Annotated in this window: 16 protein-coding genes and 1 pseudogene; 8 read left to right on the plus strand and 9 right to left on the minus strand. The window is 60.5% G+C overall.

The window, feature by feature from the left end; genetic code table 11:
- Positions 1–3: 3 nt before the first annotated feature.
- The 4 genes from MLC59_RS12210 to MLC59_RS12225 all read left to right on the plus strand — a co-directional run bounded on the left by MLC59_RS12210 (position 4) and on the right by MLC59_RS12225 (position 4,810).
- On the plus strand, positions 4–2,235 hold the full coding sequence (locus MLC59_RS12210) for an FtsX-like permease family protein (RefSeq protein ID WP_248234565.1): 2,232 nt from the start codon (positions 4–6) through the stop codon (positions 2,233–2,235).
- A gap of 2 nt (positions 2,236–2,237) precedes the next feature.
- Positions 2,238–3,332, plus strand: coding sequence for a lipocalin-like domain-containing protein (locus tag MLC59_RS12215; RefSeq protein WP_248234566.1), 1,095 nt, complete (start codon positions 2,238–2,240; stop codon positions 3,330–3,332).
- Positions 3,333–3,422: 90 nt separating this feature from the next.
- On the plus strand, positions 3,423–3,881 hold the full coding sequence (locus tag MLC59_RS12220; RefSeq protein WP_248234567.1) for an ATPase: 459 nt from the start codon (positions 3,423–3,425) through the stop codon (positions 3,879–3,881).
- Positions 3,882–3,916: 35 nt separating this feature from the next.
- Positions 3,917–4,810: a 1-acylglycerol-3-phosphate O-acyltransferase, YihG family gene (locus tag MLC59_RS12225; protein WP_248234583.1), complete on the plus strand. Its 894-nt coding sequence runs from the start codon at positions 3,917–3,919 to the stop codon at positions 4,808–4,810.
- Between the two features lie 5 nt (positions 4,811–4,815).
- Here the strand turns inward: MLC59_RS12225 and MLC59_RS12230 are convergent, their stop codons facing one another.
- On the minus strand, positions 4,816–5,559 hold the full coding sequence (locus tag MLC59_RS12230; RefSeq protein WP_248234568.1) for a sulfite exporter TauE/SafE family protein: 744 nt from the start codon (positions 5,557–5,559) through the stop codon (positions 4,816–4,818).
- Between the two features lie 131 nt (positions 5,560–5,690).
- On the opposite strand from MLC59_RS12230, the gene MLC59_RS12235 reads away from it, so the two are divergent.
- Both MLC59_RS12235 and MLC59_RS12240 read left to right on the plus strand, forming a co-directional pair.
- A complete protein-coding gene (locus MLC59_RS12235; protein ID WP_248234570.1) occupies positions 5,691–6,149 on the plus strand; it encodes a YchJ family protein in 459 nt (152 codons plus the stop codon).
- Between the two features lie 55 nt (positions 6,150–6,204).
- Entirely contained in the window at positions 6,205–6,435 is a 231-nt protein-coding gene (locus MLC59_RS12240) for a DUF3565 domain-containing protein (protein ID WP_248234571.1), read from the plus strand.
- Here the strand turns inward: MLC59_RS12240 and MLC59_RS12245 are convergent, their stop codons facing one another.
- A complete protein-coding gene (locus tag MLC59_RS12245; protein ID WP_248234572.1) occupies positions 6,436–7,116 on the minus strand; it encodes a type 1 glutamine amidotransferase domain-containing protein in 681 nt (226 codons plus the stop codon).
- A gap of 252 nt (positions 7,117–7,368) precedes the next feature.
- On the opposite strand from MLC59_RS12245, the gene MLC59_RS12250 reads away from it, so the two are divergent.
- Positions 7,369–7,563, plus strand: a complete 195-nt coding sequence (locus tag MLC59_RS12250) for a hypothetical protein (RefSeq protein ID WP_248234573.1) — start codon at positions 7,369–7,371, stop codon at positions 7,561–7,563.
- Positions 7,564–7,579: 16 nt separating this feature from the next.
- Here the strand turns inward: MLC59_RS12250 and MLC59_RS12255 are convergent, their stop codons facing one another.
- Positions 7,580–8,953 (minus strand): CHAD domain-containing protein, encoded by a 1,374-nt coding sequence (locus MLC59_RS12255; protein ID WP_248234574.1) that lies wholly within the window; start codon positions 8,951–8,953, stop codon positions 7,580–7,582.
- 130 nt (positions 8,954–9,083) lie between these two features.
- On the opposite strand from MLC59_RS12255, the gene MLC59_RS12260 reads away from it, so the two are divergent.
- Positions 9,084–10,157, plus strand: coding sequence for a TRAP transporter substrate-binding protein (locus MLC59_RS12260; RefSeq protein ID WP_248234575.1), 1,074 nt, complete (start codon positions 9,084–9,086; stop codon positions 10,155–10,157).
- 100 nt (positions 10,158–10,257) lie between these two features.
- Here the strand turns inward: MLC59_RS12260 and MLC59_RS20145 are convergent.
- From MLC59_RS20145 to MLC59_RS12290, 6 genes and pseudogenes are all read right to left on the minus strand, one after another.
- Positions 10,258–10,347 (minus strand): annotated as a pseudogene (locus tag MLC59_RS20145) (PEP-CTERM sorting domain-containing protein); the annotation flags it as partial.
- 776 nt (positions 10,348–11,123) lie between these two features.
- Entirely contained in the window at positions 11,124–12,059 is a 936-nt protein-coding gene (locus MLC59_RS12270; protein ID WP_248234577.1) for a ketopantoate reductase family protein, read from the minus strand.
- Between the two features lie 31 nt (positions 12,060–12,090).
- The gene (locus tag MLC59_RS12275; RefSeq protein ID WP_248234578.1) at positions 12,091–12,873 is read right to left on the minus strand and encodes an SDR family NAD(P)-dependent oxidoreductase; all 783 of its coding nucleotides are present in this window, start codon (positions 12,871–12,873) and stop codon (positions 12,091–12,093) included.
- 99 nt (positions 12,874–12,972) lie between these two features.
- Positions 12,973–14,175 (minus strand): MFS transporter, encoded by a 1,203-nt coding sequence (locus tag MLC59_RS12280; RefSeq protein ID WP_345799773.1) that lies wholly within the window; start codon positions 14,173–14,175, stop codon positions 12,973–12,975.
- A gap of 141 nt (positions 14,176–14,316) precedes the next feature.
- Positions 14,317–15,618 (minus strand): TRAP transporter large permease, encoded by a 1,302-nt coding sequence (locus MLC59_RS12285; protein WP_248234580.1) that lies wholly within the window; start codon positions 15,616–15,618, stop codon positions 14,317–14,319.
- Entirely contained in the window at positions 15,615–16,115 is a 501-nt protein-coding gene (locus MLC59_RS12290; protein WP_248234581.1) for a TRAP transporter small permease subunit, read from the minus strand. The genes MLC59_RS12285 and MLC59_RS12290 overlap by 4 nt, the downstream gene beginning before the upstream one ends.
- Positions 16,116–16,205: the final 90 nt, after the last annotated feature.

Genomic DNA, 16,205 nt, shown 5'->3' on the forward strand with positions numbered 1-16,205 from the left:
ACCATGTTGCTGCGGGCAATTCTCAGTCACTACCGGCGCCACCCGATGCAGTTACTGGCACTATGGGCCATTCTCACCCTGGCGACTGCGCTCTGGTCCGGGGTATGGACACTGACCGACCAGGCCCGGGACAGTATGCAGGTCGGCGATCGTCAGCTGGCCGGGCAACAATTACTGGCCCGTCAGGATGGCGCTGAGGTAACCGTTGAAGACTTCGCCACCCTGCGCCGACAGGGCCTCTGCGTGGTGCCATGGTTGGAGGTTGTGGTCGGCAGCGGAGGTGCCCGGGTTATTGGTGTGGACCCGCTGGCGATGAGCTGCGCAGACTCCGCCCGGTCCGGTACGGCACCCGCGCTGGATGGCGAGCCCTTCGTAGATATCGCCGAAGCCGCCGGCCTGGCCCTGAAAAGGCCTTCAAGGCTGCGCCTGTACCTTGCCAGGGAGACAGACCGGCTGCCAGAGGGCTGGAGGCGCCAGCCCGACCCGTCGGCACTGGACACCGGTGAACTGGCGGACAGCTTCCTGCTCAACCTCAACGCCCTGGCGGTACTGGTGGTGCTGGTGTCAGCGTTGCTGATACGCAGTGTCTATACGCTGGGGCTTGCCCAGCGCCGGCACGGGCTGCAACTGCTGGAGCGTTATGGTGTCCAGCGTCGCCGGCTGCGTCGCTATTTGCTGCTGGAGCTGGGCGTTCTCGCCCTGTTGGGGGCGCTGCCCGGCCATGGCCTCGGGCTCTTGTTGGCGGAGATGCTCGGCGCAGGGTTTGGTGCGGCCATGGATAACCTGTTTGACACCGGCCTGCTGCAAACGTCCCGGTCGGTTACCGGGTTCCTGGTCACCCTGGGGGTGATGACGCTGGTTGTGGCCTGGTGTGGCCTCGATCTCCTGAAGGTCCGTCGGGAGCAATCTTTCATCCCCGGCTGGAAGCCCATGGCGGGGTTTACCATGCTGGTTGCCGGGGTTGTGTTGGTGCTGGTGGCCGGCTCCCTGGTCGTTGCGTTCCTGGCAACTGCATTGCTGCTGGCGGGTGCCGGGCTAATCACACCCTGGCTGCTGCAAAGGCTGGTGTTGCCTCACCGTGATGCATCGCCACTGCACCTGTGGCGACGCCGGGAGCTGGGTGTGCTGATGCGCCGGCTTGCGCTGCCGCTGGTGGCGCTGCAGTTGGCAGCCGGCACAGTCATCGCAGTCCACGCCCTTGTGCACACCTTTGAGGGAACCTTCAACCAATGGCTCGGGCAGCGCCTGGCCGGAGACCTTTTTGTGGAGGTTCCCGATGGAAAAAACATCTCAACGGTGGCTTCGGTATTGTCGCAAGGGCACCTGGTTGATAGCTGGCATCCGGTAGAGCGGGGGCAGGTTGCCCTGGTCGATGGAGACCAGACTCACATCCTGGACCTGATGGCGACCGATACCCGCTCGCCCCTGGTGCGGGAGTGGTCTCTGCTCCATGCCAGTGAAGCGCCCTGGCGAGCCGTCAGGAAAGGAGCTGTGCTGGTGAACGAGCAGCTGGCCCGGCGCCGGGGCCTGGCTCCGGGCAGCCGCGTCAGCATCCTGGTCGAGGGAGAACGCCGCCAGGTAACCGTTGCCGGAATCTACGCGGACTACGGGCGCCCGTCGGGTGAGGTACTGATGGATGTGGCCTTTCTGCCGTCAGGCTATGAGCCCGGCTTCCGCTCGCTCACGATAACCCTGCCGGCCAGCGGCAATAGCAGGCAGGCCTCGCTGGTATCTGCGCTGGAGCAGGCCTGGCAAGTGAACGGTTTGCAGGTACGGGATAATGCCACCGTGCACCGGATTGCTAACCGGATATTCCGACAGACCTTCACGCTGACCCGCGCGATCAGCTATCTGACCCTGGGCCTGGCGGTGGTTGCGCTGTTGCTGACCGGTTGGGTCGTGCTGGGCTCAAGGCATTGGTATTACCAGCTGCTGACGACATGGGGCCTGGCCGGGAAGGCCTGGTTCCACGTCATGCTCAGACTGACGACGGAGCTGATGCTGGTAATCTGGCTTGCGGCAGTACCGACAGGCATTGCCCTGACCTGGGTGCTGGTGCAGCGGATTAATCCCCTGGCGTTTGGCTGGTCGCTGCCCATGGCTGTCTACCCCGGTTTCTGGCTGGAGCTTATGGCGTTGCTGGCACTTTCCGCGCTGATCGTTGCGGGAGCCTTCTATCTCAGGGCGCCGTCGCAGGTATCGGCACCGGACCTGGCAACCGGGGAGGAGCGATGAAAATGAACCTGTTGTTTGCGCTGCTGGCTGTCATCCCCGTTGCCACCCTGGTTGGCTGCTCCGGTGAACCTTCGGACACCGGGTTCGCCGGACTTGCTGCGCAGGGCCAGCAAGAGGGCTTCCGGCAGCCAGCACCGGGGGACCTTGTCCGGCTGCCAGCGGATTGGGGGGCGCATCCGGAATACCGTATTGAATGGTGGTACCTCACCGCCAACCTGGAAACTGCGGCTGGACAACCCCTCGGGCTGCAGTGGACCCAGTTCCGTCAGGGCCTGGAACCACGGTCGACGGATGACCCGGCCCCAAAGGCCTCACTCTGGCCATTACACTCCGCCTGGATGGCCCATGGCGCAGTCTCCTTCGGCGGACAGCACTGGTTTGATGAGCGCTTTGCCCGGGGTGATACAGGCCAGGCAGGCGCCACGGCGGCCCCACTGCAGGTCTGGCTGGATCATTGGCAACTGATGGAGGTGGCAGACGGACAGTGGCAACTATCGGCCTCGGGGGACGGCTGGTCCTATGAGCTTGCACTGGTTCCGGAGGGACAAGTGGTGCGTCACGGCGAACAGGGCTTCAGCGCGAAAACGCCGGACGGGCAGGGCTCGATGTATTTTAGCCTGACGGATATTGCCATTGAAGGTGAAGTGGTACTTGATGGACAGAGCCACTCGGTCAGCGGTCTGGGTTGGCTGGACCGGGAGTGGAGCAGTCGCTTTCTGCGCTCAGATCAGCGCGGCTGGGACTGGTTCGCCCTGCGCCTGGACGACGGCAGCCGGCTGATGGTGTTCCGGGTGGGGGATGGTGACAACGCCTACCGCTCTGGTACCTGGGTTGATCCACAGGGACAGGTTCACTCCCTGGCGTCCGATGAAATTGACCTGGCTGCGCTGGATTACCGGGAGATCAACCAGGGCCGTGTGCCGGTCGCCTGGCAACTGGATATTCCGGACAGGGGGTTATCCCTGGAGATCCGTGCGCCGCTGGGAACATACTGGAACGAAGGATTGTATCCCTACTGGGAGAGCCCGGTCTCTGTCTCAGGTTCCGTAGACGGTAGCGGTTATATGGAGCTCACCGGCTATGGCGGAGGGCCGTGATGACAGCGCGAATGGATGAAAGCGGGTTGGTGAGGTAGGATTCCTGTATAGCCAGACCAAAAGTTGCTGATCTCATCAAAAGGGAAGCCTATGGAAATCAAGACGTTTGAAGACCTGATCGACTGGGTCCGTGATATGCACGGCTTTCTCGCACGCAGCCTGCGGGAGAGCGCTGCCGGTAATGCCAATGACCAGGCAAGCGCACTGCTGACTTACCTGGCAGACCACGAACAGGAGTTGGTGCGGATAACCGAAGAGTTTGAACGTCAGGCAGATCCCAAGGCCCTGAGAACCCGCCTGTACGATTACATGAAACATCAGCCCGTGAAGGTTTCTGATCCGTCAGATACCCACTTTGCTTCCCTGACTTTCGATGACATCGCCCGGGAGGTCTTCCAGTTCCATGACCAGGTAATCGACCTCTATGACAGCCTGGCAGGCAAGGCTGAGATTGCGGAAGCCAAGGAACTGATGGATTCGCTCAAGGAAATGGAAGAGCACGAGGCGATGCGCCTGGCGCGACAGGTTAGCAACAGCAGGGATATCTGAGGGGCCGGCCAGCCGGGGTTACGCACGTGTTCGTTTTGCACCTTTTCCGGGCGACGCTTTTTTGCCTGCTGGTCCTGCTCATTACCCTGATTGGTATTGGCCCCATGCTGGTGATGGGGCTGGTAAAAGCCCTGGTGCCGTTCAGGCCGCTACAGCGGGTCTGCTCCCTGGGGGTGATGTGGATTGCGGAGGCCTGGGCAGAAGGCCTCAAATGGTTGTTCCGCCTGTTGACTCCGACCATCTGGGATATCCGCAGTGACGTCGAGCTGGGCCGGGACCAGCCTTACCTGGTGATATGCAACCACCAGTCCTGGGTGGATATCCCGGCCCTGGTGGAGGCGTTCAATCGTCGGACGCCATTCTTCAAGTTTTTCCTCAAGAAAGAGCTGATCTGGGTTCCGCTGATCGGACTGGCATTCTGGGCGCTGGACTACCCCTTCATGAAGCGCTACAGCAAGGCGCACCTGGAGAAGCACCCGGAAGACCGGGGCAAGGACCTGGAAATCACCCGCCAGGCCTGCGAAAAGTTCCATAACCTGCCGGTTACGGTGGTGAACTTCCTGGAAGGCACCCGATTCACCCCTGCCAAGCATCAGCAACAAGGCTCACCTTACCGGCATCTGCTCAAACCGAAATCCGGCGGAGTTGCCTTTGTCATGGCTGCGCTGGGCGGCCAGATGCACGCATTGCTTGATGTGACCATCATGTACCCGGAGGGGCGTATTCCCGGATTCTGGCACCTGATCAGCGGTCAGGTGTCCAGGGTGGTGGTGGATATACGCCGGCGCACGGTACCGGCGGAGCTGTTTGCCGGTGACTACGCCAATGACCCCGTCTTCCGGGAAACCTTCCAGGCCTGGGTCAGCCAGCTATGGGCAGAGAAAGACGAACGTATCGACCAGCTGCGCGGGGAAGAGGCGGCCCGCTGAACAGGTCAGCCCAGGTTCAGGTTGATCAGTCCACGTATCAGCGCTGCCAGTCCGGCGACGGCGGCAATGCCCAGGATGATTGGGCGAAGTGCCTCAAACGGTAGCCGGTTTACCAGCCCGGCGGACAGCCAGAAACCGATAAAGACCCCCGGCATGGTGGCGACGAAGAGCCACAACTCGGTGACGCCCAGATAGCCGGAAATGATCAGCGTAGCCAGCACAAAGACGTTGGCAAACAGGAAAAAGGCCGACAGGTTGGCCCGTACCATCGGTCCCTTCTCGTTCTGGTAGATCATCGCGATGGGCGGTCCGCCGACGGCAGTAATGGTGCCCATGTAGGTAGAGGCAAGGCCTGCGATGATGCTGTTACGCGGGTTCAGGCGGGGTTTCAGGCCCGCCACGCTGAGGATGACGGCCAGCAGGATCAGGGTGCCGAAGATCAGTTCAAAGCCCTGTGCCGTAATGACCAGCAGGGTGCCACCGGCCAGGGCGGCACCGGCCAGGCCACCGCCGATGGCGTAGCGCACCTCCCGCACCTGCAGGGCAGTGCGGTTGCGCATCAGCATCAGGATAGTGAGTATGGCGGCGTTGAGGGTCAGCGGCGCGGGTATGAACGCCGGCGAAATCAGGAACAGCAGCGGTGCTGCCAGTGTACCAATGCCGTAACCTGCTACGCCCTGCAGGCAGGAGCCGGCCAGGATCACCAGGTTGGCCAGTAGGATGTGGTAGAGCGTGATATCGGCTGGCACAGCAGGGCCTGTCCTTGCGAGGGTTATCGTTAAGAAGCAGGCAGTTATAACACACGGCCAGTTAGGTCGCTATTGGTTGGAGGCTGTCGGTTTGCAGTCGTTGCACGCCACCCGAAAATGAGGAACCCCCTATGTCAGATACGCCGGAATGCCCCTGCGGCAGCGGCCAACCCTATCAGCAGTGCTGCCGGCGGTATCATCACCATGGCGAGCCGGCACCCACACCGGAAGCGCTGATGCGTTCCCGGTACAGCGCCTTTGTGCTGAAACTTACCGACTATTTGCGGGCGACCTGGCATCCGGATACCCGGCCGGCAACCCTGCAGCTGGATGATTCACCGGACTGGGTGGGCCTTCAGGTGCTGTCTTCCGGCGAGCAGGAAGGCCGGGGGCAGGTGCACTTCCGGGCGGTGTACCGGCTGCCGGATGGTTTCGGTTATCTGGAGGAAGCATCGGACTTTGTTCGTGAGGATGGCCGCTGGTTCTATCTCAGCGGCCAGACCCGGGAAGGCCGCCTGGACCCGGGGCGTAATGAACCCTGCCCCTGTGGCAGTGGCCGCAAGTTCAAGGCCTGTTGCCTGAAAAGGTAAAGGGTGCCTGACAGCCTGCGATGACAAGCCAGGGCGCATTCGGAAAGGGGCTTTGATGAAACAGCCGATTACCGGTTACCACTGTGATGAGGAGGGTCACTGCGTGGCCCAGCTCTCCTGCGGCCACAATCAACACGTGCGCCACCAACCGCCCTGGGTGAACCGGCCCTGGGTAGTCACAGCGGAGGGCAGGCAGGGGATGCTGGGATTCCGGCTGAATTGCGTGAAGTGTGAGGAGGGCGCGCCGCCGGACGAGCGCCCTCCCGCAGAGACCCTTCGGGGCTGATCAGTCTTCCAGGGCCTGCAGAACTGCCTTGGCAGCGCCTTCGGAGGAAGCCGGGTTCTGGCCGGTAATCAGGTTGCCGTCCACCACGATGTGAGGTGACCAGTCATCACCACGGCTGTAGTTGCCACCCTTCTCCTTGAGCATATCTTCCACCAGGAAGGGCACCACACCGGTCAGGCCGACGGCCTCTTCCTCGCTGTTGCTGAAGCCGGTTACGCCGCGGCCGCGGACGAACCAGTCGCCGTTGGGAGATTCCGGGTGCCGGAAGATCGCCGGCGCATGGCATACCGCACCGATGACCTTGCCGGCGTTGTTGGCTTCTTGCAGCAAGCGGATGGAGTCCGCATCTTCGGCAAGGTCCCATAGCGGGCCGTGGCCACCCGGGTAAAACACGGCGTCGTAGTCATGCACGTTGACGTCGCTGAGCTTCCGGGTGTTTGCCAGTGCCTTGCGGCCATGCTCGTCGTCGCTGAAGCGGCGGGTGCTCTCCGTCAGTGCGTCCTCTGCTTCGCTGTTGGGGTCGACCGGGGGTTGCCCGCCCTTGGGGGAGGCCAGGGTAATATCCGCTCCCGCATCGCGGAATACGTAGTAGGGAGCGGTGAATTCCTCCAGCCAGAAGCCGGTCTTGTGTCCGGTGTTTCCCATTGCGCTGTGGGATGTCAGTACCATCAGAACCTTCATGTGCTTGCCTCCCGTGTGAGAGTGAAAAGGGACGGCGGGCCTGTCTGCCGACGCCATCAATTACTGCTTACTGGTATGGGTTGGTATGCCGGGTCGTGATTACAACCCGGGTTGCCCCGTTTTAATCAGTCGAAGTAGCTACGCTGCGAGGAATGTCTGGATCACCCGGCTGTGCGCTGGTTCCGCGCCGGCCATTGGTGAAGGCATGCCCATGGCGGTAAGCTGTCGGACCAGTTTTTCAGGGAGCGCGTTATGAAACACAAGGAAAAGGAATGCACCTGGGCGCCAGGTATGCAGGATACGGATATCACCTTTGCCGGTGAGCATACCTGGGCAACGATCATGCGGGCCCGCAGCGATCCGCGTAGCCCTTCAGCCCGGGGGAGGTGGCTAGTGCTTATCACAGTGCTCGGTGTCGCTGGCCTGGCGGCCTGGTGGCTGCTCTGAACCGGGCTCTCCGTCTTCAGGCTAATTCAAGATTCGGGGACGTGAGGATCCTTGCCCGTGCTTCCTGCTTTTCTCTCTCCAGTTCAGCCGCCAGCTCTGCCAGTGCCGGTGGTAGTTGGCGGTCCCTGCGATTGTCAGCGAGGGTGTCCAACAGCGTCAGTTGAACGTGGCGATCCTGGAACCGGCCGTAGAGCTTCTGTTGTCTCTTGAGTGTGTTGATCAAGTCCTGGTAACCCTGCGTGTCCAGTTCTGCCAGGTACCGGAGTCGTTTCAGGGCCTTGCGTACGTCGTGGAAACGCTCATCGGGCGCATCAGGTGCCAGGTGGGCGAACAGCTGTTGGCAGAGTGCAGCTCGCTCACTGACCGTGTTGTGAATGGTGCTGGGTGTCAGCTTTTTCAGCGGTCGTGACAGCGTCTTTCCGGTAACCGCCGCTTCCCAGGTTGCAAGGGCCTTGCGCCACCCCTTCCCCTCGAGCTGGCTGCACAGTTGCTGCTGGCACTCAGTTTGCCAGTGCCTGAAAAAAGCCTCTGCCCCGGAGGCACGCAGGGACTGGCGCAATCGCCGATCTTCCATGGTGCGGGCATCAAGCTCCATCAAAAACACGTCCAGGTCCCGCACGATGCTGGTCTGGCGGGCCATGGTCTTCAACGGATGCAAGGCTTTTTTCAGGTGTTCATCGCCGGTGGTGGTGCAGATCGCTTCCGTGATGGCGCGACTTTGTCGCAGGGCAATACGGAACTGGTGCAGGAACTCCGGGTCGACGCCCGCCAGAACACCTGGCTGGATGGCGCGCATTCGCTCCAGCAAGTGGTGCAATGTTGCGGGTACCTGCTTTCGCAGGTCCTGTTCTTTATGCGGAGGGGGCGGGGCCTTGCGCTGAAACAGCTTGTAGCTGGCCAGCTTCGGGGGCAGGTAGGCCACAACCCTGGACTGCCCCTTGCCCGCTCTGGCCCAGCTATCGATGGGTAGTTCCAGGTGCATGACTGAACCGGTGGCCATGTCTGGCGCATCCTGCCCGGTCAGCCGGGCAGCCAGGTCTGAGAGCGCAGGGTTATGGCCTATGATGGTCAGGGTTTCCGGGTCTTCCGGGAGCTGGCGAATCCAGTGTAAGAGGCGTTTATAGCGAAACGTATAGAGATCGGGTTCAAAGTGAATCCTGGCGACCAGCCGGGGTTCGCCCAACAAGTCCAGCAGCCCTTCAATAGTCTGCCGCGCCCGGCAGGCCTGGCTGACATGCACCTGGCCATCCAGGGCGCCCATCATCCTGAGGGGCCGGGCCATGGCTTCCAGCTGGCGGTGACCACGTTTGTTGAGAGGACGGTCCAGGTCACTGAGCGATGCGTTGCTCCAGCTGGATTTGCCATGTCGGATCAGGAAAAGCTGTTTCATGGAGATCCCCCTGTGCATTGGCCGGTCTGGGAGGCTATCATTACCCGGTCATACCGGTTCGACATGGCTTCAGGCCATCAGCCGGTTGCTCAATCAACCTATAATAAAATCACTGCTGGAAGTAAATATTATGACATTACGCTCCAAGCTGACGGCAGCAGCGCTGCTTCTGGGCCTCTCCTTCACCGGAAGCCAGGCTGTCGCCGAAGAAACCTATACCCTGCGCCTTGCAGAAACCTGGGGGCCGAACTATCCAATCCTGGGGGATACCAACCGCAGCCTGAAGGCCATGGTCGAGAAGATGTCCGAGGGTCGTATCAAGATCCGCATCGACTCCTCCAACAAGCACAAGGCGCCCTTCGGTATCTTCGATATGGTCAAGGCAGGCCAATACGACATTGGCCACACCGCGTCCTACTATTACAAGGGCAAGATCCCCAACAGCATGTTCTTCACCACCGTGCCTTTCGGCATGACAGCACCGGAGCAGTACGCCTGGTTCTATTACGGTGAGGGCTTTGACCTGGCCCAGGAAGTCTATGGCGAACACAATATGCTGTCGTTCCCTGGCGGTAATACCGGCGTCCAGATGGGTGGCTGGTTCCGTGATGAGATCGAGTCCCTGGAGGATCTGCAGGGCCTGAAAATGCGGACACCTGGCTTCGCTGGTGAGGTTATGTCTGACATCGGCGTTGCCGTCACCAACATCCCGCCGGGAGAGCTGTTCACGGCCCTGGAGCGTGGCACCATTGACGCGCTGGAATGGGTTGGCCCGGCCCTGGACCTGCCCATGGGCTTCCACCAGATTGCCGATTACTACTACGGTGGCTGGCAGGAGCCGTCTGCAGAGCTGCAGTGGCTGGTTAACAAGGATGTCTGGAACAAGCTGCCGGAAGACCTCCAGGAAGTGCTCCGGGTCGCCATGCGCACCGCTGCCTATGACATGTACATCCAGACCATGCACGAAAGCGGCAAGGCCTGGAGCAGCATCCAGGAAGAGTACCCGAACGTGAAGTTCCGCACTTTCCCGGATGAAGTCATGGAGGCGCTGCGTGCTTCTACCAAGAAGCTGCTGGCTGAAATGGCCGAGGAAGATCCGCTCACCAAGAAAATTATTGATTCCCAGCGTGAGTACATGGAGCAGATTCGTCCCTGGACCAACATTTCCGACCGGGCCTATCTGAACAACTCGGACGTTGAGTAAGTCTGAGTGACACTCTGGAGCCGGCCAGCTGGCCGGTTTCCTTAAACAACAAACCCCGCCTTGAGCGGGGTTTGTTGTTTTTGCAGGTTGCTCTCGAGGCTCAGGAAGCCTTGCTGCGCCGACGGGCAAACCGCAGGCCGATCAGCCCAAGGCCGAGCAGAGCCAGTGAACCGGGTTCGGGAACCGGGATTACCGGGGTCCCTGGTTCGCCTGGTAATCCGCCCGCCCAGGAAAAATCATCGGTTCCATTTTTCCAAGGGCTGTTGAAGTGGCCGGAAATGGAGGGCTGCCCGGTGTTTACCAGGATGTCCTTGAACAAGTACGACACCAGGTAGTTGGATTGTTTGATCGCCAGAACCCAGTCGATCTCGGTGCCAGCATATTCGTCAGGCAGGAAAAACTCGAAAGCGTTGGCATACCCTGCGCCAGGTTCCGCATCGGTGACGTTGAAGCTCATGCCGGCGTTTGAAAAGCCGTTCTTCACCAGTGGTGAGAAGTCTCCCGCATCCGGCCAGGTCGTGTTGAGGAAGAGCGTAACGGTTTCATCGCCATTATTGTCCGGATAGCCGTTAGTATTGTTATCCCGGCATTCAACGGCGGAGAAGCCGTTGGCCCAGGCATTACTCGAATCACATGATGAGGGCAGGTATGGAGCGGCAAATGCCTGGATGGGGGCCAAGCTGGCTGCCAATACAACGGAGGTGAGTAGTTTGTTCATTTGACCCTCGAAAGAACTATTGAGTTTGACATTCTATTTGTAAGCAGGAAGCGGGCCAGTTTTCAGGTAATTGATAGTGAAGAAGTTTTTTGATGTTCCGAAAGGGTGTGTAAAATTTATGGACAGAGGTGAAACTTACCAAAGAGAGGTATCGCTTCGGGATTAGTTGCGCTACGGGGGAGGGAAGGGAAGGCCGGCGAGCGGGCTCGCACCCACTCGCTAAAAATATGTAAAGTATTTCGACAGAACTAGCTCTGTCCCTTCAGTTTCGCCCGCATTTTCAGGGTAACCAGCACGGTATTCAGGTGGGGCACCGGAATGCCGTGGCGTTCGGCAATCGCCACGACGTTGCCCAGAACCGCATCCCGTTCGATGGGGCGTCCGTTGAGGTAGTCCAGGGCCATGCTGTTCTTGTAGGGGGGCATCTTGCGGGTGCCTTCGATGTTCTGCTCGATCACATCGTCATCCATGGGATAGCCCTCGGCCTCAGCTACGGTCATTACTTCACGGATCATGTTTCGAATCAGTTGTTCGCCGCCCTCAGTGTCCAGGATGGTCCGGGTATCGGCACCGTTGGCAATGACGGACAGCGGGTTGAAGGGAGTGTTCCACAGGCACTTGCGCCAGCGTTCTCCAACCACCTGCTCGGTCAGGTCGATGTTGATACCGCCATCGATAAACAGTTGTGAGAGCTCGCGGCAGCTGTCATCGATGCCTTCCGGGTAGCGGCCCATCACCAGCTTGCCATAGGCCTTGTGTTCCACCACCCTGGGCTCGGTGCGGCTGGCGGCGATGAACGCCAGGCAACTGATTATGGGGTTGTCCGGGTAGGCGTCTGCCAGTTCCCGCTCGATATCGAGGCCGTTTTCGATCAGCACCAGGCGGGTGTTGGGGCCCATCCAGGGGCGGACCAGTGCGGCGCGATCCACACCCGGCAGCACTTTCACACAGAGGATGAGGTAATCCGGGGCTTCCACCGGGGTGTCGCCGTCCCGGTATACATGGTCCGGCTGGTAGGACAGGTCTCCCAGGGGGCTGGAAATGCGGATGCCGTTGGCCTTCACCGCCTCATATTCGGAGCGCAGCACGGTGCTGACACTGCAGCCTGCCTTCTTCAGGATGGCGCCATAGAAACTGCCAATGGCGCCGGCGCCGACGATCAGGATACTGGGTTTGTTGCTCATGTCTGGTTGGTCTCCTTGATTCAGCCCGGGGTTAGCGACGGACCGGCGCCATGCCCAGGTGGGCGCCGCCGTCAATCAGGATGGTTTCGCCGGTGGTCAGGTCGCCACCGATGATCAGGCCCAGGCATACGTCGGCGACGGTTTCGGGGGATGATGCGTCATTCAGGGGTGCGGCGGCCTTGGTCTTTGCCAGCAGGGCATCGTACTTGTCTTCGCCCAGGCCCTTCTTCAGCCATTCACCCTGCACGAAGCCAGGGCATACGGCGTTGACCCGGACTTCAGGACCCATGATGCGGGCCAGGGATCGGGTCATGGTGACCAGCGCACCCTTGGAGGCGGCGTAGGCAATGGAGCTGCCGATACCCGCCAGGCCGGCAATGGAAGCCATATTGATGATGTGGCCGGAGCCATTGGCGCGCAGCGCTTTCTCGGCGGCGCGGGTCATCTGGTAGGGGCCCACGGTGTTGACTGCGTACAGGTCCAGGAAGTCCTGCTTGTCCAGCCCGTCGAGGTTGGCGTGGTCGCAGAACTTGGTGGTGCCGGCGTTGTTGACCAGGATGTCGAGACGGCCGAATTTGTCCTGGGCGGCGTCCACCAGGCCACGGCAATCGGCATCTTCGGCCACGTTGGCCTTTACGGCCAGGGTTTTTACGCCGTGCTTTTCACAGTCAGCGGCCACGGCGCGGGCGCCGTCTTCGTTACTGCTGTAGTTGATCACCACATGGCAGCCGTGCTCCGCAAACAGGCGGGCGATAGCAGCGCCGATCCCTGAAGAGGATCCGGTGATAATGGCAACGGAGTCTTTGAGTTTCATGGCATGTCCCTTCTTGTGCTTGTTGGTTTGATTAGAGGGGGCAGCAAGGTTCGTCCATGATTGCTGAAAACGGTATCTTCTCTCGTTCTGCGGAACACATCAATCATTGTGGTTGCCTGCAGGCGTCCGGGGATCATCGTGCCGCAGCCAGGTTGCACCCAGAACAGCCATTATCACCGCCATCAGCAGGCACATTGCCGCAGCCGCAAGATAGACATCCCGCAGTGAGCCAAGCACCATGGCTACCGGTGCTACCACCAGGGGCGACAGGAACTGGCCCAGGAAGATGGCCGAGGATGAGCCGCCAAAGACCCGCCCCCGATAGGCCGCCGGGGTAATGCGCATCAGCCAGACATTGGTGTTGGGCAGGAAAATGCCGAACCCCAGGCCCGCCAGGGCGACACCCACCAGGGTCAGGGCATAGCTGGTGGCGAATCCGACAATGCTGAACCCCAACGTTACCAGTACAAAGCCCACCACGTAGAGCGTGCTGACCGTCAGCCAGGGTTTGATGCGGCCGTAGCTGAATGACACCAGGGCCGCAGCCATGGGCGTAGTAGACAGCGCCAGCCCTATCGCGGTACCGCTCACCTCATGGCGCTCTGTCAACAGGAACGGCAGTTGCGCCGGCACCATGTAGAACATGGCCATACTCAGCAGGCCAAGGCTGTAGGCGAGGATGACGCGACCCCAGGGAAATGGCTCGGCCGTGGTGTCCCTGCCGGGCACGGCGTCCTGATCGTCAGCCTTGTCGGGCTCATAGAGCACCGAACGGGCATAGGGTAGCAGCAACAGCCCGGCGATGTAGACCAGGAAGGGGCCACGCCAGCTCCAGTCTGCCAGGGCTCCGCCCAGGTTCAGGAACACAACACCCCCGAGGGCCATGAAACTGCCTTGCAGTCCCAGGAACCGCGCCCGTTCGCCAGGGGCGAAGTAGTCGCCGATCAGCGTGGTGCTGATGCTGATAATGCCCGCCACGGCCATGCCCAGTATCGCCCTGGACAGGATCAGCACATCCACACGGTCGATCAGGAAACCGGACAGACCGGCAAGGCCATAGATCAGCAGTGCCACCAGCAGAAGGTTGCGGCGGCCAAAACGGTCTGCCAGGTAACCCATGGCCGGGCTGAACAGGGTGATCATCAGGGCCGGCATCGTCAGCACAAGCTGCACGGCCACCTCGGCATCGCCGCCAAAATGCTGGTTCATGCCGGGCAGGGACGGCGCGATGATAGCGCCGGCCAGCACGGTCATGGTACTGGCCAGCAGCAGGACGGCCTTGATGTGAACGGGGCGCGGGATGGCGGAGCTCCTTAGATGCTGGCTGACCTATAAGAAAGCTATCTTAATGGGTGTGGCTTGCTCACAGATTCCGGCAATTGCTTGCTGTGGCAGCCAGTGATCAACAGAAAAAAGGCCTGCGGGTGCAGGCCTTCAGTGTCTTCAGTAGCCGGCGGTGGCGGTCATGCCGAACCACTCCGGCATTACCAGCAGGGTGATCACCACCGCGATCTGTATCAGGATAAATGGCACAACGCCCCGGTAGATCTGGGTGGTCTGCACCCCCGGTGGTGCCACGCCCTTCAGGTAGAACAGACTGAACCCGAACGGAGGCGTCAGGAAGCTGGTCTGCAGGTTCATGGCGATCAGGATGGCGAACCATAGCATGTTGATGCCAAGCAGTTCTGCAATCGGCGCCAGGATCGGCACCACGATAAACGAGATTTCCACGAAGTCGATGAAGAAGCCCAGGAACAGGATGATCAGCATCGACAGGATCAGGAAGCCCCATTTTTCGCCGGGCAGGGCCAGCATCCATTCTTCCAGCAGGTAGTCGCCGCCGGTGTAGCTGAACACCATGGAGAAGGCGGTTGCACCCACCAGGATGGCGAACACCATGGCGGTAACCTTGACGGTGTCCTTTGCCGAGTCCCAGATAATCTGCCAGGAGAACTGGCGATACAGTAAGGCCAGAACCACGGCCCCGACGCCGCCCAGCGCTGACGATTCCGTTGGCGTTGCGACACCGGCAAAGATGGAACCCAGTACCACGATAATCAGGGCCAGGGGTGGGATAACTGCCAGCAGGGCTTTACGCACCTCCTGGGCACGGGACTGGGTTTCATCCCGGGGCATGGCCGGCGCAATGTCCGGCTTGAGGAACGCCATGATCAGGATGTACGCCACGTAGAGACCGATAAGGATCAGCCCGGGCACCACGGCGGCCTTGAACAGGTCGCCTACCGGCAGGCCCATCACATCACCGAGGATGATCAGGATAATGGAGGGCGGAATAATCTGCCCCAGGGTGCCGGAGGCACAGATGGTCCCGGTGGCCAGTTCGGTCTTGTAACCATGGTGAAGCATCACCGGGAGGGAAATCAGGCCCATGGCGACCACGCTCGCACCGACCACGCCGGTAGAGGCCGCAAGCAATGCACCGACCAGGATGGTTGAGATGGCGAGGCCGCCGCGCACGCCGCCAAACAGCTTGCCCATGGACTCCAGCAGCTGCTCTGCCAGCTTGGTGCGTTGCAGCACCAGGCCCATGAAAATAAACAGGGGAACCGCCATGAGCGTGGTATTGGTCATGATGCTCATGATGCGATAGGGCATGAACGCGAACAGTTGGGGGCCTTCCGCGATCAGGCCGAAAAGCAGCGCTACACCACCGAAGGTAAAGGCTACCGGGAAGCCCCACAGCAGCATCAGCAGGCACACGCCGAACATAATAATACCGATCATGCGAGACCTCCGGCGCTGTGTTCGCTGTTTTCATAGTGGGCGTCCCGCTTGAGAACGCGAATGGCGTAGGTGACCATATTGATGCCGGCAATGGCAGTGAAGAACGATGAGAAGGAAATCAGGCTCTTGATAATCCATCGGTATGGCAGGCCGCCGGGATCACCGCTGCCTTCGCCGAGCTTGTAGGACTCAACGGCGAAGTCGATGCCCAGCCAGGCGATGAATGCCGCAAAGGGGATTACCAGCAGGAGCGCGCCCACCAGGTTTACCCAGGCCTTGAACGTCTCACTCCAGCGGGTGTACAGAACGTCAACACGGACATGGCCGTCGGTGCGCAAGGCAAAGGGAATGCCCATGAGGAAAACCACGGAATACAGGTGCCATTCCATCTCCTGCATACCAATGGAGACATTGTTGAAGGCGTAGCGCGCAACCACGTCGTAGAAAACGTTCAGGGTTAGCAGAATGAACGCCACACTGGCAATCCAGCCACACATGTAAGCTATGCGTCCTAGGAGTCTGCGCGGCAGGAGACACCTTCTGGCATAATGCGTAAAAATTCTTCATCACCGGAGAATCTGATGGGA

Source organism: Marinobacter bryozoorum (assembly GCF_023156245.1).
Taxonomy (GTDB): domain Bacteria; phylum Pseudomonadota; class Gammaproteobacteria; order Pseudomonadales; family Oleiphilaceae; genus Marinobacter; species Marinobacter bryozoorum.

Bases quoted from the DNA above. Each gene is read 5' to 3' on its own strand.
- MLC59_RS12240 (WP_248234571.1), top strand. From the start codon at position 6,205: ATGAAACAGCCGATTACCGGTTACCACTGTGATGAGGAGGGTCACTGC.
- MLC59_RS12245 (WP_248234572.1), bottom strand. From the start codon at position 7,116: ATGAAGGTTCTGATGGTACTGACATCCCACAGCGCAATGGGAAACACC.
- MLC59_RS12255 (WP_248234574.1), bottom strand. From the start codon at position 8,953: ATGAAACAGCTTTTCCTGATCCGACATGGCAAATCCAGCTGGAGCAAC.
- MLC59_RS12275 (WP_248234578.1), bottom strand. From the start codon at position 12,873: ATGAAACTCAAAGACTCCGTTGCCATTATCACCGGATCCTCTTCAGGG.
- MLC59_RS12235 (WP_248234570.1), top strand. From the start codon at position 5,691: ATGTCAGATACGCCGGAATGCCCCTGCGGCAGCGGCCAACCCTATCAG.
- MLC59_RS12290 (WP_248234581.1), bottom strand. From the start codon at position 16,115: ATGTGTGGCTGGATTGCCAGTGTGGCGTTCATTCTGCTAACCCTGAAC.
- MLC59_RS12270 (WP_248234577.1), bottom strand. From the start codon at position 12,059: ATGAGCAACAAACCCAGTATCCTGATCGTCGGCGCCGGCGCCATTGGC.
- MLC59_RS12285 (WP_248234580.1), bottom strand. From the start codon at position 15,618: ATGATCGGTATTATTATGTTCGGCGTGTGCCTGCTGATGCTGCTGTGG.
- MLC59_RS12260 (WP_248234575.1), top strand. From the start codon at position 9,084: ATGACATTACGCTCCAAGCTGACGGCAGCAGCGCTGCTTCTGGGCCTC.
- MLC59_RS12220 (WP_248234567.1), top strand. From the start codon at position 3,423: ATGGAAATCAAGACGTTTGAAGACCTGATCGACTGGGTCCGTGATATG.
- MLC59_RS12215 (WP_248234566.1), top strand. From the start codon at position 2,238: ATGAACCTGTTGTTTGCGCTGCTGGCTGTCATCCCCGTTGCCACCCTG.
- MLC59_RS12210 (WP_248234565.1), top strand. From the start codon at position 4: ATGTTGCTGCGGGCAATTCTCAGTCACTACCGGCGCCACCCGATGCAG.
- MLC59_RS12250 (WP_248234573.1), top strand. From the start codon at position 7,369: ATGAAACACAAGGAAAAGGAATGCACCTGGGCGCCAGGTATGCAGGAT.